Here is a 24,789-nt window from a genome sequence, read left to right on the forward strand (position 1 = left end):
ATTACTACAATAATAAGCGTATAAAAGTAAAATTGGCTGGTTTAAGTCCAATACAATACCGAACTCAAACCAGCCAATCAGCTGCTTAATAAAAACTCTAACTTTGTGGGGTCACCACCAAAACGACTTTTTGTAGTCAGTTTTTTGTTGTTTAAGCAATGAAAAAACTCGTTGTCATGAATATTTCCGTTAAGTGAAAATCAATTTTTATTGAAAAGGTATTAGCTCTTTCTTATCTGATAAGTCATTAGATTGATTACCAGTTTTCCCTAATTCAGATATGAGGAGCCGTCAGAAAATGCTCTTTATTGTTTCGAATGAATCCACACCTTTAATTTTCAAAAATGCACTTTTGTTTTTCAATCAGAATAGGAATATAGACCTGATTATATAAATCAGGAAAATTTCAAATTTCGTTAAATGGCTCTGATAAAATATGTGACCAATGTCACTTAGGTCATTTTTATAATGTGCCATGATGAATGAAAGACAGAGATGTTTTCGCAGAACGGAGGAAGCAAGGATGTTTAAACGCAGCCAGATGAAAAAATTATTGATGGAGAATCAACAATTGAAAGATGAAATAAATAATTTGCATGAAACGGTAAGGGAGAAAGAAGAGGTGCTGACCTTATTGATGAATGAGCTTCAAGAAGAGCTGGTTACAACGATTGAACAGCATGAAACCGTGAATGGGCAGCATGGTTTACTTGGAGCTCTAGTGGAACAAATTAAAGGTCATTTCGAAACAGTCAGCGAATTGGTAACAAGTTCAGGTCAATGTGCGAATCAGTTAAATGAAACAGGAAGAGAATTGCATCAATCTGCCGACATACTCAAGCAACGCGGTGAGGAAGGCCAATTGATTGTTAAGGATTTAGAAGGTTTAATGCAAAAGCTTGGTGGGGAAATTAAAACCAATATGGACTCTATTATGACAGTAGGAAAGCGTTCAAAAGAAATTGACGACATTGTCTATTTAATAAAAGGAATTGCAGAGCAAACGAACCTGCTTGCTTTAAATGCATCAATTGAAGCAGCAAGGGCGGGAGAATATGGAAAAGGATTTTCAGTTGTGGCTGAAGAAGTTCGAAAGCTTGCGGAAGAAACGTCAACAAGCTCACATAATATTATGGAACTGACGAAGAGTTTTCAAGGTGATATTGAAAAGGCAGTCGATAATACGAAAGAATGCTTTGATCTTGTTCATTCTGGAATAGAATTAAGTGAAAAAACAACAGAAAAAATGACTGAAGTGGTAAAAATTATTGATCACGTCAAAACAATGGTGGGTGATGCAAGTGACATTATCGCTAGTCAAAATAGTTATTGTGAAAATACATTAAAGGAAATGAATTTAACAAGTCGGATTTTTGAAGAAATCGAAGGCTTGATTGTAAAGCATATAGAAGATGCTCAAATAGTCGATGACAAACTGGCGAATGGTGTAAATCACTTGAAAAAACAGGGGCTTGAACTAGGATAATAGCTATTTTGTTAGGAACGAATGGATTTTTTTAAGCAATCAGAGTTCAACTTCTCTTGATGAAAATGGTGAAAAGTTAAGTGCAAGATTAAATGGATTAGGTAACATCAAATTCATCGTCAATCTAGTCAGTAACATCGTTTTTAACTTGTAAATAATAAAAACCTTCACTCTCACAATATTGTGATATTTGTCCTGTAGAACACATTTATGTACGATTATAATAGAGAGTATACAGTCATGAATTTTATGAGGCATATTTAGCAAATATAGGTTAAGTAAGCCGGTATGAATGAGACTCAATAAAAAAATTAACGTACATAAATGGAGTGGTTGAGATGGTGGAATTTAGAAAATCAATCCCGATTGGAGAAGCAGTTTCTCGTATTATGGCAATTAATATTGAAGGAAAATCTGAGTATGTCTCAGTAAATGAAAGCTATGGGCGCTTTCTATCAGAAGACTTGCTGGCAACAAATGATGTACCTCATTTCGATCGGGCTCCGTATGATGGTTATGCAGTGCGTTCAATCGATACTGTGGAGGCGAACCGCGATAATCCGATAGAATTTGAAGTAGTTGATCATATTGGAGCTGGACTTGTCTCAAATAAAAACGTTGGTCCATTTCAGGCAGTTAGAATTATGACGGGAGCACAAATGCCAGAGTCTTGTGATTGTGTTGTCATGCTGGAGCTTGCAAAGGATTATATTAAAGATGGCAAGTCCTACATGAGTACAAAGCGTAAGCATCGTCCTGGCGAAAATGTTTCTCGCCGTGGTGAAGATGCCCGAACAGGGGAAGTTTTAGTAGAGAAAGGGACAAAAATAAACCCAGGCATTCAAGCGATGCTTGCTACTTTTGGCTATGCGAAGGTTCATGTTGCACAGAAGCCGAAGGTGGGGTTATTTGCAACCGGGACGGAATTATTATCTGTAGATGAGCCGCTACAGCCCGGGAAGATTCGGAATAGCAATTCGTATATGATAAGTGCACAAATTGAAAGAGCTGGTGCAGATGTTTTATATTTCGGTACACTTCCAGATGATTTTGATACTTGTTTTACAGCAGTAAAGGAAGCGCTAAATAAAGTAGATTTGCTTGTGACAACAGGCGGTGTTTCTGTTGGAGATTTTGACTATTTACCTGCTATTTATGAAAAACTTAATGCTTCGGTTTTATTTAATAAAGTAAGCATGCGCCCAGGAAGTGTGACAACAGTAGCGGAGCTGGACGGCAAGATTCTATTTGGTTTATCAGGGAATCCGTCTGCTTGCTATGTAGGGTTTGAGCTTTTTGCCAGACCGGTGATTCGGAAAATGCTTTTCTCGCCAAAACCGCATCTCCGAAAAGAAAAAGCAATACTTGATGTCGATTTTCCCAAAGCAAATCCATTTACTCGTTTTGTTCGAAGTAAATTATCGGTGTCAGACGGGAAGCTAATTGTCACCCCAAGTGGTTTGGATAAATCAAATATCGTCATGAGTTTAGCAGGGGCCAATTCTTTAACCGTCCTCCCAGGTGGGACGAGAGGATTTTCGGCTGGAGATGAAGTAGCTGTACTCATGCTTGAAGATCATGAAGGAAGCGAGTGGCCATGGTAGATGCTACTATTTTTCAAATAGTAGGTTATCAAAATAGTGGCAAAACAACCTTTATCAAGAGAATGCTTTCACAATTGCAGCAGAGTAATCTCTCGATTGTGACATTAAAGCATCATGGTCATGGCGGAAAACCAGATTTTCAAGAAGAGAAGGACTCGCATCAGCATTTGAAAGCTGGTGCCGTTGCTTCTCTTGTAGAAGGTGATGGACATTTGCTGTTGCATGCGGAAAAAAGCCATTGGTCTCTTGAGGAGAAGTTGCACCTCCTTTCTTATTTTCGTCCTGATCTTATATTAATCGAAGGGCATAAGAGAGAACCATATCCAAAAGCAGTTTTAATTCGAACTCAAGCCGATGTAGAAATACTTTTGAAGCTTGACAATATTCGTGTAATTTTTTATTGGGATGAGAAATTATTGGAAGCAAGCAAAAATATGACAGACATAAAAGGTTTCTCTATCAATGATCCTGCTGGATATGAATGGTTAGCCAACTATTTGCAGTTCAAAAAATAGTCGAAAAATGTTAAAAAAATTGTCAAAAACGTAACTTTTGTCACTGTGTTCTCCCTTGAATCTTACTACTATATTTGTAAGGGCTTTTATGAGCGATAGGGAGAGAGAAAAATGGATTTACTGCAAATAATCATATGGTTAATCTATCCGTATGTCGTAGTAGCTGTTTTGGGAATGGCGCTGATCTGGCGAGTTAATGGGCCTTCGGTACAAGAGGAAATGAAGTTTCTTTATAAGCTAGGTGCGATCGTCAATCGAATGATTCTCGTGTTAATGGTATTAAGCTTTCTTTCAGGTTTCGGTGTCATTGCCTTCTACAGTATGACGAATGAGCCAGAGAAGCTCTTTTATTGGGTTAGAAGCTTAATATATTTGCAGCCTGATCTCGATTTAATTGGCAGTATCTCTTTTTTGTCGCGCACACATTTCCTATTATTGTTGACATTATTGCTGGCTTTGTCGTTCTCTAAATATATCGGATTATTATCAAGGCCAATACAACTTTTTAAAGGAATTGGTCGAAATCAATGAGAACTGGCTTAAAATGAACATTGTGTGTCAAATTTTATATATGTGATGTCATTCACTCCACTTCTTTTCTTGTCTCGATATAGTTATGATAGGAAAAGAAAGGAGTGCTTTTTTAATGAAATTATTTTTACCAAAGCAGCATGGCGCTTGGGCCATGTTAATCATACCATTTTGGCTTTCAGTCGTAGCATCTGGTTTTATCTGGCAGCACATCCCTTTATTTAGCGGATGGTTGCTGTTATATTTAGCAACGTTTCCAATGCTGCAAATGGCAAAAGGAAAAAATGTTTCCTTTTATCGAAAGTGGACTTTCATTTATTTAATTCCAGCATTCTTATTTTTGATGATCCCTTTCGTGACGAGACCTTCCATCGCTATATTTGGTTTGTTGATGCTACCGTTTTTTATTGTTAATTTATATTTCTCGAAAAGGAAGCAGGATCGGGCATTATGGAATGATTTTAGTGCTATCATTGTATTTGCGATTGGTGGCTTGGCAAGTGGATTTTTAGCAAATGGGAAAATCAATGAAGCCACCATTCTAGTCTTTATTACATCAATACTATTTTTCATCGGCTCTACTTTTTATGTAAAAACAATGATTCGAGAAAAGAAAAATATAGTATATAAATGGATTTCCTGGATATATCATGGATTAGTTCCGATTTGTTTTCTCCTTATTGGTTTTTCAATAGTGGCTATTGCATACGTTCCAAGCTTGGTAAGAGCAATATATTTTTACGGTAAGCCCTATTCAATGAAAAAAGTCGGGATTCTTGAAATTGTCAATTCCGTTCTATTTTTTATCGTGATTATTTTTGCGATTAGTTTTGTTAAACAATAGTGATGATATAGTGAAGTTTGGCTCATTTCGTGTGAAATCTTGGCCTCACACGAAATGAGCCAAAATACTTAACAGCAAAAAATCGGTCTCATTTTTGAATTGAGACCGATTTTTTGCTGTTATAAGCTAAGCTATTCGATGTTACAAATATCGATAGGGCAATTTTCACAATCAATTTCAAGTTTTATATAATCTAAATCGTGGATTGTAATAATTCCTTTGTCAATGCTGATTATGTCTGCTTTACGCAACTCACTTAATAGGCGATTAACCACTTCACGGGAGGTTCCGCAAAAATTGGCCAATTCTTGGTTAGTTAGCGATGTATTAATGATAATTCCTGCATCTGTGTGTATGCCATAGCTATTTGAAAGACGAATTAACGTTGAATAGAGGGCCCCTTTTTTGCCATGTAAAACGAGATCGCGAAATTTTGTTTGGGATTTGCGATGTTCTTGACTCATCCATCTCATAAACTCTAAGGCAATGGCGTGATCTTCCCCGAGTTTTTTTTCTAAATCATTTTTGAAGATAACGGCTACTTCTCCACTTTCTATTACCTTTGCATTTTGCATATGTGTTTGGGCAGAACAAAACAGAGAGAGCTCACCGATAAGATCTCCTGCAGAAGCCATTCTTAATGTTAACTCACGTCCGTCTGGAATCATTTTGCTCATTTGTATCTTTCCGTTGATCACAACGAATAGCTCCTTTGCTTTGCTGCCCTCTTGAAACAGATATGTCCCCTTTTCCATTTTACGAATATGATGGACTGTTTCTAAAAGGGATTGAAGCTCGTTCGATACTTTCGTAAATGCTTGCATGCTATTACCCCCTTCTGTGAGGCAAAAAAACTTCTCCCTACAAACAGTTTAGAAATAAACATATGTATAGTCAACCAATTTAAAGCACTTCCGGTTAATCGTACCTATATTTTTATTAATTTATCAAAACGGGTTGCTTTTAGAGATATGAGTTCTTATAATAAGAACAACATAAAATTAATAAAAATTAATAAAAGTGATTAAATATACATAATTTTGATGAGGAAGGGATAAAGGATGAAGATATCAATAATAGGAACGACAGGGTATGGTGGTGTTGAACTACTTCGAATATTGCATCATCATCCTGTATTCAAGATACAATCGATTCATTCTACAAAGGATGAGGTTCCAATCTGGCATGAGTATCCCCATCTTTATCAAGTATTAGGGAAACAATTAGAGAAGATTGATGTGGAGGAAATTTCACTAAACAGTGATCTTGTATTTCTGGCGACTCCGTCTGGGGTTTCTAGTAAGCTAGCTGCACAATTTCTTCATCACAATATAAGAGTAATTGATTTATCTGGAGATCTCAGATTAAAAGAACCAGGTGAATATGAAGCATGGTATAAAAAAACAGGAGCCGATCAGTCCATTGTAGAAGAAGCTGTTTATGGATTAAGTGAATGGAATGAAAAACAAATCGAGAAAGCAAGATTTATTGCGAATCCCGGATGCTATGCAACTGCTGTCCTATTAGGATTAGCACCAGTGGCTAAAGAAAAATTAATTGTTCCTGACTCCATTATTATTGATGGGAAATCAGGTACTTCTGGTGCTGGAAAATCATTGTCAAAAGCCTCCTTGTTTGCAGAGGTGAATGAAAATTTTAAGATTTATAAGGTCAATGAACATCAGCATACACCAGAGATCGAACAACAGCTACTCGAATGGGATGAGAACATTGAACCGATTACATTTAGTACCCATCTTTTACCGATGACGAGAGGAATCATGACAACGATCTATGTTAAGCTTCGAGCACAATCGAGTACAGAGCAGCTTGTTGATTTGTATAAGGAAGCTTACAAGGGAAAACCGTTTGTAAGAGTTCGACCGCATGGAAACTATCCAGCTGTAAAAGAAGTGCAAGGTTCAAATTACTGTGACATCGGTTTAAATGTAGATGAGCGCACAGGAAGATTAACAATCGTTTCTGTCATTGATAATTTAATGAAAGGAGCAGCAGGTCAGGCTGTTCAAAATGCGAATATTCTCAATCGTTTAAATCCGGCTACAGGCTTAGAAATGCTGCCTCTCTATCCGTAAATTGGCGAAGAAATAGCTTTGAAAAGAAATAATCATAAGGAGGAAAAAAGGTGGAAACACTTACAAAGGTGGCCAAAATAATAGAAATTGAGAATGGGAGTATTTTATCACCACAAGGATTTCATACAGGTGGAATTCATGCAGGGTTAAGATATGCTAAAAAAGATGTGGGCATGATTTTTAGTGAAGTTCCTGCTGAGAGTGCGGCAGTTTATACTTTACATGATTTTCAAGCCGCACCAATAGCTGTCACGAAAGAAAGCATAAGCCATAGTGGTAAATTGCAGGCAGTGGTTGTCAATAGCGCTTGCGCCAATGCTTGTACAGGAGAACAAGGTTTAAAAGATGCCTATGAGATGAGGGAATTAGCCGCACATAAAGTTCAGGTGGATGAATTTTTAGTCGCTGTTGCTTCTACAGGTGTCATTGGCGAATATATGAAAATGGATAAAATTAAGAAAGGAATCGAGCAAATTCAGTTAGGGAATGCTTCCACCAATGCAATGGACTTCCAGACGGCTATCTTAACGACAGATACATGTATGAAAAAGTGTGGCTTTCAAGCTGAAATCGACGGCAAGATCGTTCACATGGGTGGAGCTGCGAAAGGCTCTGGAATGATTCATCCGAATATGGCGACAATGCTTGGTTTTATTACAACCGATGCAAATATCACTTCTGAAAACTTGCATGCAGCTTTAAAAGAAGTTACTAATTATACCTTTAATCAAATTACCGTTGATGGGGATACGTCAACAAATGATATGGTTCTTGTAATGGCAAATGGCTTGGCTGAAAATCAATTGCTATCACCATCACATCCTGAATGGGAAGTATTTATTCAGCTTTTAACTAAAACTTGTGAAAGCTTAGCAAAGCAAATTGCCAAAGACGGTGAAGGTGCTACAAAACTTGTAGAGGTACATGTAACAGGGGCATACGATGAGGAGGATGCACGTAAGATTGCAAAACAAATTGTGGGTTCAAATCTTGTGAAAACAGCTATATATGGAGCCGATGCAAACTGGGGAAGAATTATTGGGGCGATCGGGCAAGCGGATACGAAAGCAAAAGCAAATAAAATCACGATATCGATTGGTCCAGTGAAGATGCTTGATAAAAGCGAAATCATTTTATTTTCTGAGGAAGAAGCAAGCGAGTATTTAAAAGCAGATTTTATTGAGATTTTTGTTGATTTGCATATGGGAGAGGGAAGTGGTACCGCCTGGGGCTGTGATTTAACTTATGATTATGTGAAAATTAATGCGAGCTATCGAACATAGGGGAGCGAAACATGAAGATCATATTAATTAAATGTGGCGGCAGTACCCTTGAAGAATTATCGGCAGAATTTTTTAAAAGTCTTCAAGAATTGAAGAAACAAAACTATCGTATTGTCATTATTCATGGTGGGGGACCCGATATAAATCAAATGTTGGGGCAATTGAATGTTCAGGCAGAGTATGTTAATGGATTAAGAAAAACAACTGCAGAAATATTAGAAGTAGTCGAGCTTGTATTAGCAGGCAAGACAAATCGAAGACTTGTTCATATGTTAGAAAGCCATAAGCTTTCAGCACTAGGTTTAAATGGAAGTGACGCCGGCTTGCTAAAAGGATGCTATCTCAATAAGGAGGAATTAGGTTATGTGGGAGAAATTACTGAAGTGAATGGAGAACTTATTGACTCTATTTTAGCTCAAGGAATCATCCCTGTCATCACTCCAATTGCGATAACGAACGCTGGCATAAAGCTGAATGTTAATGCTGACTATGCAGCTGCAGCTGTTGCTAATGCTCTTAAAGTTGAACAATGCTTATTTGTCACTGATGTGGAAGGAATTATGGTAAACGGAGCAGTCCAAGAAATTCTCCCAGCAGAAGAAGTTGAAAACCTCATCGCTTCGGGTGAAATATATGGGGGGATGATCCCAAAGGTCACATCAGCGTTGTCCGTTTTACAAAAAGGAATTGAGAGCGTAAGAATTGTTACTGGAAAGAAGAAAATTTATCAGAATGAGCAATGGTTTGGTACAAAGATCCTTGGAAAAGAGAGGTTATGTAAATGAGTTATTTATTTCCGACTTATGCCCGTTGGGATGTAGAGCCTGTTGATGCAGCGGGAAGCTATTTAACCGATAGCGAAGGGAAACAGTATCTGGATTTTACATCGGGAATTGGTGTCTGCAATCTCGGTCATCGACCTCGGGTAGTAAAGGAAGCGATTGAACATCAGCTCAATCGGTTTTGGCATGTGTCTAATCTTTTTGCTAGTGGTGAGCAAGAGAAAGCAGCTAAAAAGTTGGCAACGGCCGCTGAGATGGATGCGGTATTCTTTGCAAACAGTGGGGCCGAAGCGAATGAAGCGGCAATTAAATTAGCACGAAAGGCGACAGGAAAGCCAAAAATTATTACGTTTAAGAAATCATTTCATGGACGAACGTTTGCGACAATGTCAGCAACAGGTCAAGATAAAATCAAGTCTGGATATGGGCCTATGCTGGAGAAATTCTCCTATGCAACCTATAATGATATCGATTCTGTAAAGGAAATATTCACTGACGATGTCGCTGCTGTGATGTTAGAAATCATTCAAGGAGAAGGTGGAGTTCATGTTGGGGATAAAAGCTTTTTACAGGCAGTTGAAAAGCTTTGTCATGAAAAGAATGCCCTCCTTATCGTTGACGAAATTCAAACTGGAATTGGGAGAACAGGAAGACCATTTGCGTTTCAACATTTTTCCTTAAATCCTGATATAGTCACTTCCGCGAAAGGTTTGGGAAGTGGTGTTCCGATTGGTGCCGTTTTGGGGAAGGAAAGCTTAAAAGCATTTTTTGGACCTGGAAGCCATGGTTCAACTTTTGGCGGTAATCCGATTAGTATAGCGGCTGCAAATGCGACGATGAACATTATTTTTGATGAGGTTTTTCTGAAAGAGGTTGAACATAAAGGCGATTACTTAATCTCACAGTTAGCAAAGTTTTTTCAAAGCAACACCTTAGTGAAGGAAGTTCGTGGCAAAGGATTAATGATAGGAATCGAATTTAAACAATCAATTCAGGCGATTTTACAAGAATTAAGAACAGAAGGTGTTCTTGCCCTACCTGCAGGAGAAAATGTTCTTAGGCTTTTGCCGCCATTAACGGCAACCATTCATGAAATTGATGAATTTCTTATTCATTTAAAAAAGGTCGTTGAAGCAATAGCAGAGCCTGTTGTAAAGGCTTAATTTTTATCCTGAAAATGCATAAATATGTGATCTAGAATATAAATATACGTATAGGTTTGAGGTGTTTGCTATGAAGGGATATTTACACTTGCAAAGTGGAGATATATATGAAGGAAACTGGAATACGAATATTCCGATACAGCAGATAGAGGGAGAGGTTGTCTTCTATACTGGAATGACCGGTTACCAAGAGGTTCTGACAGACCCGAGCTATAAGGATCAAATTATTGTTTTCACATATCCGCTTATTGGAAATTATGGGATTAATGAGGAGGATTTTGAAAGCAAGAAACCTCATGTTGCAGGCGTTGTTGTATATGAAGCCAATATGGAAACGTCCCATTATCAAGCAGCTTACTCTCTTCAAGAGTATCTTGAAAAGTGGGAAATTCCTCTACTATCTCATATTGACACGCGTGCCATTGTGAAGAAGATTCGTGCCTATGGTTCTATGCCAGCTCTTATTTCAAAGAAACAAGAAAATAGTGAACTTGGCGGACAATCATTAGATTCGGAAAAGGTTTCACATGTGTCAGAAAAACTAATGAAAACGTATGGGAAAGGCAGTCTTCATATTGTCTTGATCGATTTCGGCGCAAAAAATTCAATTTTGTCATCACTGCTTAAAAGAGATTGCCAAGTAACGGTTGTCCCATACAATACATCTTACAAAGCAGTTACGGCTATTGCTCCTGATGGGGTTCTGTTATCGAATGGACCGGGGAATCCAAAACAACTGCAGGACGTATTGCCAACGATCCGCCAGCTTGTTGAAACGTATCCGACACTTGGCATTTGTTTGGGACATCAGCTTGTTGCTTTAGCATTGGGAGGAAATACGAAAAAACTATTATTTGGTCACCGAGGTGCCAATCATCCAATTAAGGATTATCAAAAAAACAGAGTATTTATGTCATCTCAAAATCACAGTTATGTGGTTGATGAGGATAGCATAAAAGGAACGGGATTAGTGGGCAGGTTTTATCATTTACACGATCAATCTGTTGAGGGCTTAATTCATAAAGATTTGCCACTGCAAACAGTGCAATTTCATCCGGAGGCAAATCCCGGTCCATCAGAAGGCGACTATATTTTTGATGAATTTCTACAGATGATAACTGAAAACAAGAGGAGTGCCGCATTATATGCCTAAAGACACCAGCATAGAAACCATATTAGTTATCGGATCAGGACCGATTGTTATCGGGCAGGCAGCAGAGTTTGATTATGCAGGTACACAAGGCTGTATTGCTTTGAAAGAAGAAGGCTACAAAGTCATACTCGTCAACAATAATCCAGCTACGATCATGACTGATTCTAACTTTGCCGATCGCATTTATTTTGAACCATTAACAGTGGATGTGTTAGAAAAAATTATTGAAAAAGAGCGGCCTGATGGGTTATTGGCTACATTAGGAGGACAGACTGGATTAAACTTAGCTTTTCAATTAAGTGAACAAGGTATTCTGGAGAAGTATCGAGTTAAAATGCTTGGAAGTTCAATTGATTCCATAAAAAGAGGAGAGGATCGAGAGGCGTTTCGTCAGCTTATGAAAGATTTACAAGAGCCGGTGCCTGAAAGTGAAATTGTCCACACTGTTGAAGAAGCGCAACAATTTGCACAGAAGGTTGATTTTCCCATTATTGTAAGACCAGCTTATACCCTTGGAGGAACAGGTGGTGGAATCGCTGAAGATGAAGAGCAGCTTACTCAGCTTGTTTCAGGTGGATTGCAGGAAAGTGCTATTCACCAATGCTTAGTTGAGAGAAGCATCGCTGGTTTTAAAGAAGTGGAATATGAAGTCATGCGTGATCGAGCCAATACTTGTATTACCATTTGCAATATGGAAAACTTCGATCCGGTTGGCATCCATACAGGCGATTCAATTGTTGTAGCGCCGTCACAAACATTAACAGATGATGAATATCAAATGCTGCGCGCGGCAAGCATCAAGATTATTTCTGCACTGGGGATTATTGGTGGATGTAATATTCAGTTTGCCCTTGATCCGAGGAGTAAAAATTATTATTTAATCGAGGTGAATCCAAGGGTAAGTCGTTCGTCTGCTCTTGCTTCAAAAGCAACAGGTTATCCGATTGCCCGTATGGCAGCCAAGCTAGCTGTTGGCTACAGATTAGATGAAATTATTAACCCCGTTACGGGAGATACATTTGCGAGCTTTGAGCCAGCGCTTGATTATGTCGTTGTGAAAATACCAAAATGGCCCTTTGATAAATTTCCAAAAATCGAACGAAAGCTTGGTACACAAATGAAAGCTACCGGCGAAGTCATGAGCATCGATCGGAGCTTTGAACGTGCACTGCTTAAGGCGATCCATTCCTTAGAGATTGATGTGCTGGATTTACAGCTACCGGGCTTATCTAGCAGTAACACAGAGCAATTAATCGAGCAGCTACTCCAACAAAATGATGAAAGACTTTTTATCTTATTGGAGCTTTTGCGCCGAGACTATGACATCGAACAACTTCATACTATAACTAAAATAGATCATTTCTTTTTATCCTATTTCAAAAAACTTGTTTCAATTGAGAGAATGATTGATGCCACGAGTTTTACACAAGTTTCAAGAAACGAACTTCAGCTTTTTAAAGAAAAAGGCTTCAGTGACAGCTATTTAGCCAAATGCTGGAACGTAACTGAAAAGGCTGTAAGGATGAAAAGACAAGAATATGGAATCGTCCCTTCTTATAAAATGGTCGACACTTGTGCAGCAGAATTTGAAGCAAAATCAAATTATTATTACTCGACTTATTTTGGCGAAAATGAACAAATTACATCTTCTAAACAAAAGGTTCTCATTATTGGAAGTGGGCCGATCCGCATTGGTCAAGGAGTGGAATTTGATTATTGTTCCGTTCACGGCGTCTTTGCTCTTAAAGAGCTAGGGGTGGAAACGATTATGATCAACAATAATCCTGAAACGGTTAGCACTGATTTTGCAACAGCAGACAAATTGTATTTTGAACCGTTAATGCTGGAGGATATTTTAAATGTGATCGATGCTGAAGGAGTAACTGATTGTATTATCCAGCTTGGAGGACAGACAGCGATCAATTTAGCGAAAGAGCTTGAGGCGTGGAATGTAAATATTTTAGGAACAAAATCAGATGTTATTGATGTACTCGAAGATCGCAAACTTTTTTATCAGCTACTAGACGATTTGGCTATTCCCCATTTACAAGGAGACATCGTTCATAATGGAGATGAATTAGTGAAAACGGTGGGGAAAATCGGGTATCCTGTTTTATTGAGACCGTCCTTCGTTATAGGCGGAAAAGGAATGGAAATCATTCAAAATGAAATTGAATTGCAGGAATATATGGATAAGGGGCTGGCGCGTTACCCGTTTTTAGTAGATGAGTTTCTTCATGCAACCGAAGCAGAGGTTGATCTTGTCACAGATGGACAGTTTATTATTATGCCTACGATTATGGAGCATATTGAAAAAACAGGAGTTCATTCAGGCGACAGTTTATCTGTCCTTCCTGCACAAAGACTATCACCTACAGTTAGAGGGAAAATAAGTGATTATGCAAAGAGAATCGCTACCTTTTTGCATTATAAAGGACTAATGAATATTCAATTCATCATTGAGGATGATGATGTCTATGTACTTGAAGTTAATCCTCGCGCTAGTAGAACTGTACCGATCGTTAGTAAAGTAACAGGTGTTCCGCTTGTGCAAATAGCGACAAAAATATTGCTTGGGAAATATAAAGTGTCGAAAGCTGATGAAGAACAAAATTTAATGGCGATTCCGTTTGTTTGTGTAAAATACCCTGTCTTCTCTAATTATGCTTTAAAAGGGATGGATTCGAAGGTTAGCGCGGAAATGCGTTCCACTGGTGAAGGAATTAGTTTAGGAACCTCGGAGGGAGAAGCTTTGCGAAAAGCTTTCCATCAGGCAATTCGGCCTTCGGGTAGGATTGTGGTGAAAGAAAATATTGAGCTCGTTGATTTAGCTGAACCTTTCGAACTTGTCGTGTCTGACAGTGAAGAGCTGTTGGGGGAACCGACGATTGCCTACTTTAATCCGAAGGAAGAGCTTGAAGATAAACGATTGCGTGAATATGCAACGAAGAGGAGGATTATAAGCTTCACTGAACCGGAGAGTCTTAAAGCGTATAATCGAGCTTTAAAAGTAAAGGATTTTGAGATAAAAGCATTGGAGGATTGGCATTCTTCATTAATTGTTAAAGTGTGAGGAAGAGTTGTGAAATGGGAGAGGAAGTGGAAGTGAAGATGTTATCATTACAAGCGAAAGATGAAATCACAAGTATTAAGGGCAAAGATTTACTAACATTAGCTGATTATTCTCCTGCAGTGATTACAGGACTGTTAAAAAAAGCAAAGGAATTAAAGGCGGCCTATCTATCTGGAGAAGCGACCCCTGTTCTAAAAGGTAAAATATTGGGATTAATTTTTGATAAACCTTCAACCCGCACAAGAGTTTCTTTTGAAGCAGGGATGCTGCAATTAGGTGGTCAAGTGATTCATCTAAATGGCCAAGAAATGCAGCTTGGTAGAGGAGAACCGATTTCGGATACAGCAAAAGTACTCTCACAATATATTGACGCTGTTATGATCCGTACATTTTCTCATGAGCGTGTCGTAGAGCTTGCTGAGCATGCAACGATCCCGATTATTAATGGATTGACTGATTTGTATCATCCATGCCAGGCGTTAGCTGATTTATTAACGATTGAAGAGGAAAAAGGAAAATTGCAGAGGGTTAAAATGGCATATATAGGTGACGGAAATAATGTTGCCCATTCTTTGATGATTGCTGCAGCAAAAACAGGGATGAATCTAGTTGTTGCGACCCCTGTTGGCTATGAGCCAAAAGAGAAAGTTGTTGAATTAGCAAAGAAATTTGCTTTTGAAAGTGGTGGAGCGATTGCGGTCACGAATGATCCAGTAGAAGCTGTTGCTGGAGCCGATGTCATTTATACGGACGTGTGGACGAGTATGGGCCAAGAAGCTGAAAATGCACAGAGACTACTTGACTTCAAGGGTTTTCAAGTGAATGAAAAGCTTGTTGCAGGAGCAAAGGAAGATTATTTATTCCTTCATTGCCTGCCTGCCCATAGAGGTGAAGAAGTTGCTGGAGAAGTGATTGATGGGGCTCGCTCTTTTGTATTTCAGCAAGCAGGCAACAGACTTCATGTACAGAAAGCATTATTAGTGGAAATTTTAAAATAATTTCACAATGAGATGGTTCTTGTTGAGATACAATACTGTCAAGCAAATAATAGAGCAGCCAACAGTCGGCTGCTCTATTATTTGTCTATCGTCTGGGTAATCTGCAATACAGCTCAAAAACTAAAAAAAGATTACCATTAAAGGCACAAGAACTAAAAAATGGCCAAGCACCATGAAAATATGTTTTGTAAAATGATTTAATACAACTAAGTTAACAATAATACTAATGGTCCAACGATAAAACAGTAAATGGCAAAATATTTAAGATTTCCTCTTGCCATAATATTCATAAACCACTTTAGGGAAAAATACGATGCAACTAATGAAGCAAAAAATGCCAATGTATAAGGCAATGCTAATTGAGCAAGATTCTCGTCGCCCAATATATCCTTAAATCCAAGAATCATACCACCGACACTAACGGGTATATATAATAGAAAAGAATATCTTAAAGCAGTTTCCTGCTTCATTCCTGAACCCATCGCTGCAACAATTGTTGCTCCAGAACGACTGATTCCAGGGATGAGAGCAACTGCCTGTGCAAGTCCAACAATTATTGCATCACGCATAGTCAAATCTGCGTCGTTTTTACGCCCACGTAGATTACGAATAAGCCACAAAGCAATCCCTGTAATTAATAAAGTAGCACCTGTAACTTTAATGCCTGTTAAATGCGATGAGATATAATCTTCAAATAAAATCCCCACCACACCAGCTGGGATTGTTCCAATGATTAAGTAAATAATAAAGCGAAAATCTGATTTAGCTGATTCTTCTTTTCTTATGACATAAGCAAGCCCATTCTCAATCAGTCTCCAAATATCTTTGCGATAAATAATCAGGACAGCGATTAATGATGCTGTATTTACAAGAATAGCAAAGCTTAATCCCTTAATTTCAACGTTTAGAAAATGACCAGCAATTTCTAAATGCCCACTTGATGAAATCGGAATCGGTTCGGTAAAACCTTGTAAAAGTCCTAAAAGAAAGTATTTAACAATTTCAAAAAAATCCATAATATGCCTCCTGATTTTAAACAAAATTCACAGATTCTACTATACCACACCTATTCGCGTTCATGTACGTAAAGTATAGACGAAAAAGAAAAATAGAAAGTTTCATTCATTGAGATTCATGAAAGATTCATGGAAGGAAATAATAATCTTATCAAAAAGGAAAGGAGAGTATCTATGGGACAGAGCCATAAATTTCGTGCAGGTCAAAAGGCGCCGAACAATGGAATATATGTAGAGATTGGTGAAGAGGGCGATGGTGTCATGAATCCGAAAAAGATAAAACTCAAAGCAGGTGATCACTTCCCTGAAAACTCAAATCATAATCGCCACTGGACTTACAAAACAAAACCTAGAGATTCAGGTTGATCATCGTACCTATCCGTCTTTGTGATTGTAATAAAGCTGATTTAAACACCCTCCACTCATGGGCTGGTGTCATTTTACTTTATAATTCAGAAATTTTATGTACCTTTGCCACCCTCTTCAATGGGTGGCTTTACATATGCAGAAAAAGGCTTATAATGAAGTAAAGGTCAAAATAGGTCAAAGGAGGAGTTAAAATGGATTTGAACAGAATGACGGAACGAATGCAAGAGGCATTGTTTAGTGCCCAGTCTTTAGCCGTTTCAAATGAGCATCAGGAGGTCGATGAAGACCATTTGTTTTTAGCTTTACTGAAGCAAGATGAGAGCCTTGTCGCTGCTATTCTAGAGAGAATCCAATTTCCTTCTGCAAAATTTGAACAAAAAATAAATGAATTGCTTCATAAAAAACCTCAAGTATCTGGAAGTGGGGTAGAGCAAGGTAAGCTCTATATCACAACTAGATTGCAAAGACTATTAACTGAGGCGGAGCGGGAGATGGAAAAACTTCAAGATGAATTTCTTTCCGTTGAACATGTGTTGCTTGCTTCAATGATTTATCAGCAATCTAGCATTGGTGAAATTTTGAAGAATGAACGGATCACATATGATGCTTTGCTTCAAGAAATAAAAAAAATAAGGGGGAATCAAAGAGTGACTTCACAAAATCCTGAGGCCACATACGATGTATTAAATAAATATGGGAGAGATTTGGTGGCGGAAGTGAAGGCTGGCAAGCTTGACCCGGTCATTGGCCGTGACGGGGAAATCCGAAATGTGATACGGATTCTCTCGCGTAAAACAAAGAATAACCCCGTTTTAATTGGTGAGCCAGGTGTTGGAAAAACGGCCATTGTCGAGGGATTAGCACAAAGAATTGTACGGAAAGATGTACCGGAAGGACTTAAGGATAAAACGATTTTTTCACTTGATATGAGTTCACTCATCGCTGGGGCTAAATTTCGAGGAGAGTTTGAAGAACGGTTAAAAGCAGTTCTAAATGAAATCAAAAAAAGCGAGGGGAGAATTCTCCTTTTTATTGATGAAATCCACACCATTGTCGGTGCAGGAAAAACGGAAGGAGCCATAGATGCTGGCAATATGTTAAAACCAATGCTCGCCCGTGGTGAATTACATTGTATTGGCGCAACCACTTTAGATGAGCATCGTAAGTATATTGAAAAAGATCCTGCGCTCGAAAGACGCTTTCAGCAAGTCCTTGTACAGGAACCCGATGTGGAAGATACGATTTCCATTCTCCGTGGCTTAAAAGAAAGGTTTGAAATCCATCACGGGGTAAATATTCATGACCGCGCTCTTGTAACAGCGGCCATGTTATCGGATCGTTATATTTCAGACCGTTTTTTACCTGATAAAGCGATTGATCTTGTTGATGAAGCTTGTGCGATGATTCGAACAGAAATTGATTCAATGCCATCAGAGCTTGATGAGGTTACACGTCGTGTGATGCAATTAGAAATTGAAGAGGCCGCCTTGCAAAAGGAAGAAGACGATCAAAGCAAAACTAGATTGTCTACCTTGCAAAAAGAGCTTGCAGATATGCGTGATAAAGCCAATTCAATGAAAGCCAAGTGGATGGCTGAAAAAGAAAGTATTCAACAAGTACAAGAGAAGCGAGAGACATTGGAACGATTGCGAAGAGAATTAGAAGAGGCTGAAAATCAATATGATTTAAATAAAGCTGCTGAGCTCCGCCATGGACGAATCCCGTCCCTTGAAAGAGAATTGAAAGAGTTGGAAGATGAAGTAAGTAAGCAAGCGGATGAAAGACTTTTGCGTGAAGAAGTGACAGAAGAGGAAATTGCCAATATTGTTGCAAGGTGGACAGGCATTCCATTGGCAAAACTTGTGGAAGGTGAAAGGGAAAAACTGTTGCGCCTTGAACAAATTCTCCATGAGCGTGTAGTCGGACAAGACGAGGCGGTAATATTGGTATCTGATGCCGTTCTTAGAGCAAGAGCGGGGATAAAAGATCCGAACAGGCCGATTGGCTCGTTTATCTTCCTTGGTCCTACTGGTGTAGGAAAAACCGAGCTTGCAAAGGCATTGGCACAATCTTTGTTCGATAGTGAGGAGCAAATCATTCGCATTGATATGTCTGAATATATGGAGAAACATTCTGTTTCAAGATTGGTTGGAGCACCTCCAGGCTATGTCGGGTATGAGGAAGGTGGTCAGTTAACGGAAGCTGTTCGCAGAAAACCATATTCAGTCATATTGCTGGACGAAATCGAAAAAGCTCATCCAGATGTATTCAATATATTGCTGCAGATGCTTGATGATGGGCGGATAACTGACTCCCAGGGAAGAACCGTTGATTTTAAGAATACCGTTATTATTATGACATCTAATATTGGCTCGAATTTTTTATTAGAAGATCGAAATGATGAGTTCATTTCTGAAGACGTTAAAAATCAAGTCATGACACAGTTAAGAGGGCATTTTCGACCAGAATTCTTAAATCGGGTTGATGAAACGATCCTTTTCAAACCTTTGTCATTGCAAGATATAAAAATGATTGTCGTAAAATTGATTGCAGAATTACAGAGAAGATTAGAGGCTCAACAAATTCAATTAAGCATAACCGAGGGTGCTAAAGAATATATTGCAGCAAATGGATTTGATCCGGTGTATGGAGCGAGGCCGTTGAAACGCTTTATTCAACGAAATGTTGAAACGATGCTGGCAAGAGAAATTATTGCTGGTCACATTGGGGAAAATAGTGCTGTACAAATCATTCTTCAAAACGATACAATCAAATTATCAACCATTGATAGATAAAAATCGCAACAAAAAAGTCATCCTCTGAAATCAGGATGACTTTTTTACCCTAAGCGTATAGATGTTGCTTTAAAGAATGATCGCTCCACTAAGGGCTTGTCTTTTTCATGCGAGCCTGTTGTATGACTGTACTATTGCTACGTGTACTTCTCACTTATTCATCATCAAGGCAATGCTGTAAAAAACAACCTTAATTAATGAATCCCTTCTTTTCCACTTGGTTCATTAGGAATAATGGCAGGCAAAATTAAAATAAAAATGGTAGCCACTACGCCTAAGATGGCACCAGTTACAAACTCATATTGTACTCCGATCATTGAGCTTGCTACGTACGTTAACATTTGAACTAGAGCGAATGTCCAGAAAAAAGTCCAAAAGTATTTCACCGTAATCACCTCTTACCTAAATAACATCTGTTTTATTCTACCATAGTGGCTCCAATTGATAAAGTAAAACTTTGACGTAAAAGGAGATGCACCGCTTTCATATTTACTTGTATACCTTATATTAGCTTGGGTTTGGAAAGTAAATAAATAGCCAGGCTTTCACAGCTTTTTATCACGATTGGTTTTTGCAGCTATATCGGGGATGAATCAGGTTGATGAATGTAAGAAGCCAGTTTGGTACCGAACGATTAAGGTGTTAAAAATAGCACTGCAAAAAAGAGCGTAAAGAAATAATGTAAATATGGGCGAACCCCCTTTCACTTTAAACATAACTTCATACATTAATAAGAGTAAATTCACAGAAGGAGTTTTTCGTATGGAGCACCGAAACTTTAAGCTGGATACCGAATGGAACATGATTCATTATCCCGAAAAACCTACTGGTTTCGGTATCCTTATTATTGGTGATGAACGTCATTATGTTGATGAGAAGTCGAGTTTTTGGACACAAAATGAAGGGAAGCGAAGATTGATTGAGAGTTTTAAGAAATCGGGGTACACCGTATTTTATTCAAATTTATATGGGAAAAATTGGGGAAGTGAAAAAGCTGTTAATTTGGCAAAGCGCCTATATGAATATATTATTCGCACTGAAATTATTAATAGCAAAATACACATTTTAGCTGAAGGGATGGGAGCTTTAGTTGCACTAAAGCTTATTAAGGAAATGAACGGCAATATACGCTCTGTTGTATTATTAAATCCCGTCTTATCTTTAAAGCATCATTTAGAGCAAGAGAAGGATCATAAGTTTTTCTACAAAAAATTATTAAAAGAGCTTTCCTATTCGTTCGATAAGGAAAGTAAGCAAATTATCGAAATTATAAGCAATCCTGAATTTGCCAGTCCCCAATTTCATTCGGATATCCCGACGAAAATTATTCATGTTTTGTCAGGAAATCGAGCCTATAAACAATCAACATTATTAAAGAATCTTTCCGTGATATGGAAAAGCGAAGAAGTGCCGATTACAATCAGCTATCTTCTTCCTGAAAAGAAGTCACAGATGGACTATTATATGATTACCTTTATGAAAACACATGAAGGCATTCTTTAAAATATCCTTAAAACTAGTTCGATTGTCATTTGAAATAATCAAGCCTCCCGCAGCATATGATGGAGTAAGAGTTTACTCAGGGAGGCTTTTTGCTATGGACAAGGTAATTATGATTGGAACATTTGAGTTTTTGGGATTTCATTTTACTAAGAAAATGTTGGAAGAAGGAATGGAAGTTGTTGGTGTTCATTTTAACAAAGAAAAAAAAGAATCATACTTAATAGAAGAAAAACGGTTACAAATTGGGAGGAATGCGAATTTTTTGGAGGAGAAGTTTAATTCCTTCAATGGGGAAGGCTTTGAATCAGCGCCCCTGATCGTGGATTATTATGATTTTTTTATGCGGGAGGATGAAGAGCAATTAGTTGCGCTTATTGAAAATCAGTTGTTGCTGCAAAATCGCGAAAAAATCATTTTTTTACTCCCTCTCTCCATATTTAATAAAGAATTTAAGGATAATAGAAATAATTTAGAAAAGTTAATTTCGTCTGTAAAAAAACAAAATCAGTTCGTACAGGAATTTTTTTTACCTACCGTATATGGACCATGGCAGTCTGAAGCGTTCCTCTTTCAACAAACATTTGTTAAAAAAAGAGATGAATGGAAGTTGACTGCAAGAGAGTGGACCGCTGATGCTTTATACGTTGAGGATGTTGTTGCCAATATTTTAAAGCTAATGGAGCAAGACGAGAAACGATATATTTTGAAAAATGCGGTGTCAGCTGCTTGGAAAAAGTGTGCAAAGTTTTTAGAAATAGAAGAAGTGCCTGTTCGAACAATTGACAGGGGAGACGATGGATGTGAGGTCATCGTTCATCAAGCAACATCATTTGAAATGGGATTAATAAAACAGAAAAATATAATTGAAACGTTAGGAATGTAGAGTTAAAGAAAAAATTCTTCCCAATTATGCCTGATAAATGTAGAATTAAAATGATTACATCATTTCGACTAGGACGAAAGATTGATCTTCGATTTTATCTGAGAGGCGGAAAAAGAATGCAAAAGATATTAGCATGTTTCGGGATGATTCTTTTATGCCTTTTTACGCTTTCAGCGTGTGGACAAACATTAAGAACAGGCGAACTAAAAAAAGCAGGATTATTAGTGCCGGAAACCGTGAATGATCAGGTTTGGGGTACAAAAGGTTATAAAGGTATGTTAAAAATCCAATCGCACTTTAATGTGGATGTGTACTATAAAGAGGGCATGAATTCAGAAGCGGTTGTCCAAAGAGCTGTAAAGGAATTTGATCAAAAAGGTGTTAATTTAATTTTTGGCCATGGTAATGAGTATGCTGATTATTTTAATAGGCTTTCAAAAGAATATCCGGATATTCATTTTGTCAGTTTTAATGGAAATGCGACTCAGGAAAATACGACAAGCTTGAATTTTGATGCTTATGCTATGGGCTATTTTGGCGGAATGGTCGCTGGTCATATGACAAGCACAAATCATGTGGGGATTATTGCTGCATATGAATGGCAGCCTGAGGTCGAGGGATTTTATGAGGGAGCGGTTTTCGCAAACAACGATGTTGAAGTGGACATTAAATTTGTATGGCAATGGGATGATGATGAACGTGCCCAGTTACTTTTAGACGAAATGCTTCATAACGACGTCGATGTCATTTATCCTGCTGGTGATGGTTATAACGTTCCAGTTATTGAAAAGATAAAGGAAAAGGGGCTTTATGCGATCGGTTATATTTCTGATCAGTCCGATTTAGGTGAATCAACTGTATTGACGAGTACGATTCAGCATGTCGACTCATTGTACGAATTGGTGGCAGAACAATTTAACAAAGGGAAATTGGAATCAGGTAATCTCACTTTTGATTTTCAAGATGATGTTATTTCATTAGGGGAATTTAGTCCGCTAGTCGATCAAGAGTTTATCGATACCCTTAACAAAATGATCGATACGTATAAGGAAACAGGTAAGTTGCCAAAAAAAAATATTTGAAATTGCTATTATGAAATTTATCGATAATTTTACATTCTTAAACAAAACTGCCTGTTTAAATTGATAGGCAGTTTTTATTTTTATTATTTCTTTGAAATGAAATGTTCAAGAACTGGCTTGAGTTTATTTAAAAGTGGTTTTAGCTCCTTTGTCGATGTCATTAATGTATCAACATGATGCATTACTTTCATGTAATCAACATTTTGTAAAAATTGTTCAATCGACTTATTGATTCCGTTATGATGACTGCTTTTGCCTACTGCTTTTGCTTTATTGCTTGTCTGTGCACCGAGAATCCAGTCCCAATTATTTTGTTCATTTTCTGTTGTTTTCTCAACAATAGGTGTGCTTCGTTCTCCAAACATGAATTTTGAAAAGCGATCAGTTACTTCCGTTTTTGTGTTTTTCTCCTCCATTTCTAGCACCTCCTTATTTTCATCCCATATTAGGTTATTCTTTCTAATTTGTAATGGTATAGACAAACGTGGAGTTTGAAGGAAACTAATATACTGGCGAAAAAGGTTGCAGGAAACGATGTATCTTGATAAAATAATTAGTACCAAGTCATAATAATTGATAATAAAAAATGGCTGGCTAATCTTTTTTAGGAAAAATGAATCGGGATAATAAATAAAATCTTACATCTTTTTTGGATGAAAGGAGATAAGGAATGAACGCAGGGATTATAGGAATTGGTAGATTTCTTCCGGATAATGTTGTTACAAATACGGATTTAGAAAAGAAAATGGATACCTCTGATGAATGGATTCGCACAAGAACAGGAATTGAAGAAAGGCGAATTGCTGATCACAATATAGATACCTCTGATATGGCATATAGGGCAGCGAAAAAGGCGATTGAGAATGCAAATATTTCACCGGAGGAAATTGGTTTAATTTTGGTCGCTACTGTGACGCCAGATACCCCTTTCCCATCTGTATCATGTAAAATTCAAGAGATGCTTGGGGCAGTTAATGCCGCAGCGATGGATATAAGTGCAGCATGTGCTGGGTTTATGTATGGCATGGTAACAGCGAAGCAATTTGTCGAAGGTGGAGCATATAAGTATGTTCTAGTAGTTGGGGTAGAAAAGTTATCGAAGATCATGGATTGGGACGATCGCAGTACGGCCGTATTGTTTGGTGATGGTGCTGGAGCGGCTGTTATCGGTCAAGTATCGGAAAACCGTGGGATTTTAGCTTTTGAATTAGGAGCGGATGGTACAGGAGGAAAATACCTATATCAAGACGAATATATTATGATGAATGGTAGAGAAGTATTTAAATTTGCTGTAAGGCAGATGGGTGAAAGCAGTGTCAATGTACTGGATAAAGCTGGATTGACAAAAGAAGATGTAGACATGCTCATTCCTCATCAAGCTAATATTCGAATTATGGAGGCTTCAAGACAAAGGCTGGAGCTTCCACTTGAAAAGATGTCAAAAACGGTTCATAAATATGGTAATACTTCGGCAGCTTCGATTCCGATTTCAATTGTCGAAGAGCTTGAAGCTGGAAAAATTAAAGATGATGATGTTATTGTAATGGTTGGCTTCGGTGGAGGCTTAACTTGGGGAGCAATAGCATTAAGATGGGGAAGATAGCATACCTATT

23 protein-coding genes are annotated in these 24,789 nt (G+C 38.0%); 19 read left to right on the top strand and 4 right to left on the bottom strand.

The features are described from left to right. The 6 genes from FCJ93_RS25815 to FCJ93_RS00025 form a co-directional block, all read left to right on the top strand. The coding region (locus FCJ93_RS25815; RefSeq protein ID WP_170211189.1) for an IS3 family transposase at nucleotides 1-89 on the top strand (89 nt) is incomplete at its 5' end. 434 nt (nucleotides 90-523) lie between these two features. Beyond that, nucleotides 524-1,486, top strand: coding sequence for a methyl-accepting chemotaxis protein (locus FCJ93_RS00005; RefSeq protein ID WP_170211175.1), 963 nt, complete (start codon nucleotides 524-526; stop codon nucleotides 1,484-1,486). A 338-nt stretch (nucleotides 1,487-1,824) separates the two neighbouring features. Then, nucleotides 1,825-3,090, top strand: a complete 1,266-nt coding sequence (locus FCJ93_RS00010) for a molybdopterin molybdotransferase MoeA (protein ID WP_137742668.1) — start codon at nucleotides 1,825-1,827, stop codon at nucleotides 3,088-3,090. Beyond that, the gene (mobB, locus tag FCJ93_RS00015; protein WP_137742669.1) at nucleotides 3,084-3,605 is read left to right on the top strand and encodes a molybdopterin-guanine dinucleotide biosynthesis protein B; all 522 of its coding nucleotides are present in this window, start codon (nucleotides 3,084-3,086) and stop codon (nucleotides 3,603-3,605) included. Before FCJ93_RS00010 ends, mobB begins: the two co-directional genes overlap by 7 nt. A 111-nt stretch (nucleotides 3,606-3,716) precedes the next feature. Then, entirely contained in the window at nucleotides 3,717-4,136 is a 420-nt protein-coding gene (locus tag FCJ93_RS00020) for a respiratory nitrate reductase subunit gamma (protein ID WP_137742670.1), read from the top strand. A gap of 115 nt (nucleotides 4,137-4,251) precedes the next feature. Next, nucleotides 4,252-4,980 carry a YwiC-like family protein gene (locus FCJ93_RS00025; RefSeq protein WP_137742671.1) on the top strand — a complete coding sequence of 243 codons (729 nt, stop codon included), beginning with the start codon at nucleotides 4,252-4,254 and terminating at the stop codon, nucleotides 4,978-4,980. Nucleotides 4,981-5,111: 131 nt separating this feature from the next. Here the strand turns inward: FCJ93_RS00025 and FCJ93_RS00030 are convergent, their stop codons facing one another. Next, on the bottom strand, nucleotides 5,112-5,804 hold the full coding sequence (locus FCJ93_RS00030; RefSeq protein ID WP_095310003.1) for a Crp/Fnr family transcriptional regulator: 693 nt from the start codon (nucleotides 5,802-5,804) through the stop codon (nucleotides 5,112-5,114). A gap of 237 nt (nucleotides 5,805-6,041) precedes the next feature. On the opposite strand from FCJ93_RS00030, the gene argC reads away from it, so the two are divergent. From argC to argF, 7 genes are all read left to right on the top strand, one after another. After that, complete coding sequence (argC, locus tag FCJ93_RS00035; RefSeq protein ID WP_095310005.1) at nucleotides 6,042-7,076, top strand: N-acetyl-gamma-glutamyl-phosphate reductase; 1,035 nt, start codon at nucleotides 6,042-6,044, stop codon at nucleotides 7,074-7,076. A gap of 50 nt (nucleotides 7,077-7,126) precedes the next feature. Then, complete coding sequence (argJ, locus tag FCJ93_RS00040; RefSeq protein WP_137742672.1) at nucleotides 7,127-8,359, top strand: bifunctional ornithine acetyltransferase/N-acetylglutamate synthase; 1,233 nt, start codon at nucleotides 7,127-7,129, stop codon at nucleotides 8,357-8,359. A gap of 11 nt (nucleotides 8,360-8,370) precedes the next feature. After that, entirely contained in the window at nucleotides 8,371-9,144 is a 774-nt protein-coding gene (gene argB, locus FCJ93_RS00045; protein ID WP_095310009.1) for an acetylglutamate kinase, read from the top strand. Continuing rightward, nucleotides 9,141-10,304 (top strand): acetylornithine transaminase, encoded by a 1,164-nt coding sequence (locus tag FCJ93_RS00050; RefSeq protein WP_137742673.1) that lies wholly within the window; start codon nucleotides 9,141-9,143, stop codon nucleotides 10,302-10,304. Before argB ends, FCJ93_RS00050 begins: the two co-directional genes overlap by 4 nt. 70 nt (nucleotides 10,305-10,374) lie before the next feature. Continuing rightward, nucleotides 10,375-11,457: a carbamoyl phosphate synthase small subunit gene (locus tag FCJ93_RS00055; RefSeq protein ID WP_137742674.1), complete on the top strand. Its 1,083-nt coding sequence runs from the start codon at nucleotides 10,375-10,377 to the stop codon at nucleotides 11,455-11,457. Beyond that, nucleotides 11,450-14,530 (top strand): carbamoyl phosphate synthase large subunit, encoded by a 3,081-nt coding sequence (locus FCJ93_RS00060; protein ID WP_095310015.1) that lies wholly within the window; start codon nucleotides 11,450-11,452, stop codon nucleotides 14,528-14,530. The genes FCJ93_RS00055 and FCJ93_RS00060 overlap by 8 nt, the downstream gene beginning before the upstream one ends. Nucleotides 14,531-14,568: 38 nt before the next feature. Beyond that, nucleotides 14,569-15,528, top strand: a complete 960-nt coding sequence (gene argF, locus FCJ93_RS00065; RefSeq protein WP_137742874.1) for an ornithine carbamoyltransferase — start codon at nucleotides 14,569-14,571, stop codon at nucleotides 15,526-15,528. A gap of 206 nt (nucleotides 15,529-15,734) precedes the next feature. Here argF and FCJ93_RS00070 read toward each other — a convergent pair whose 3' ends face one another. Beyond that, nucleotides 15,735-16,547, bottom strand: a complete 813-nt coding sequence (locus FCJ93_RS00070) for an undecaprenyl-diphosphate phosphatase (RefSeq protein WP_137742875.1) — start codon at nucleotides 16,545-16,547, stop codon at nucleotides 15,735-15,737. Between the two features lie 171 nt (nucleotides 16,548-16,718). Here FCJ93_RS00070 and FCJ93_RS00075 point away from each other — a divergent pair, with 171 nt between their 5' ends. Continuing rightward, nucleotides 16,719-16,910, top strand: coding sequence for a YjzC family protein (locus tag FCJ93_RS00075; RefSeq protein ID WP_095310019.1), 192 nt, complete (start codon nucleotides 16,719-16,721; stop codon nucleotides 16,908-16,910). A 194-nt stretch (nucleotides 16,911-17,104) separates the two neighbouring features. Continuing rightward, entirely contained in the window at nucleotides 17,105-19,708 is a 2,604-nt protein-coding gene (gene clpB, locus FCJ93_RS00080) for an ATP-dependent chaperone ClpB (RefSeq protein ID WP_137742675.1), read from the top strand. A 194-nt stretch (nucleotides 19,709-19,902) separates the two neighbouring features. Here the strand turns inward: clpB and FCJ93_RS00085 are convergent, their stop codons facing one another. Next, nucleotides 19,903-20,094 (bottom strand): YjzD family protein, encoded by a 192-nt coding sequence (locus FCJ93_RS00085; RefSeq protein ID WP_137742676.1) that lies wholly within the window; start codon nucleotides 20,092-20,094, stop codon nucleotides 19,903-19,905. A 376-nt stretch (nucleotides 20,095-20,470) separates the two neighbouring features. Between FCJ93_RS00085 and FCJ93_RS00090 the strand changes: the two genes are divergently transcribed. The 3 genes from FCJ93_RS00090 (at nucleotide 20,471) to FCJ93_RS00100 (ending at nucleotide 23,176) form a co-directional block, all read left to right on the top strand. Then, a complete protein-coding gene (locus FCJ93_RS00090; protein ID WP_137742677.1) occupies nucleotides 20,471-21,211 on the top strand; it encodes a lipase family protein in 741 nt (246 codons plus the stop codon). Between the two features lie 94 nt (nucleotides 21,212-21,305). After that, nucleotides 21,306-22,094 carry a hypothetical protein gene (locus FCJ93_RS00095; RefSeq protein WP_137742678.1) on the top strand — a complete coding sequence of 263 codons (789 nt, stop codon included), beginning with the start codon at nucleotides 21,306-21,308 and terminating at the stop codon, nucleotides 22,092-22,094. Between the two features lie 116 nt (nucleotides 22,095-22,210). Continuing rightward, complete coding sequence (locus FCJ93_RS00100; protein WP_095310029.1) at nucleotides 22,211-23,176, top strand: BMP family ABC transporter substrate-binding protein; 966 nt, start codon at nucleotides 22,211-22,213, stop codon at nucleotides 23,174-23,176. Nucleotides 23,177-23,259: 83 nt separating this feature from the next. On the opposite strand, the gene FCJ93_RS00105 is transcribed toward FCJ93_RS00100, so the two are convergent. Then, complete coding sequence (locus FCJ93_RS00105; RefSeq protein WP_095310031.1) at nucleotides 23,260-23,592, bottom strand: hypothetical protein; 333 nt, start codon at nucleotides 23,590-23,592, stop codon at nucleotides 23,260-23,262. A gap of 254 nt (nucleotides 23,593-23,846) precedes the next feature. Here FCJ93_RS00105 and FCJ93_RS00110 point away from each other — a divergent pair, with 254 nt between their 5' ends. Further along, nucleotides 23,847-24,779 carry a beta-ketoacyl-ACP synthase III gene (locus FCJ93_RS00110; protein ID WP_137742679.1) on the top strand — a complete coding sequence of 311 codons (933 nt, stop codon included), beginning with the start codon at nucleotides 23,847-23,849 and terminating at the stop codon, nucleotides 24,777-24,779. Nucleotides 24,780-24,789 lie beyond the last annotated feature (10 nt).

It is taken from the genome of Robertmurraya siralis (assembly GCF_005502275.1).
Classification (GTDB): domain Bacteria; phylum Bacillota; class Bacilli; order Bacillales; family Cytobacillaceae; genus Robertmurraya; species Robertmurraya siralis.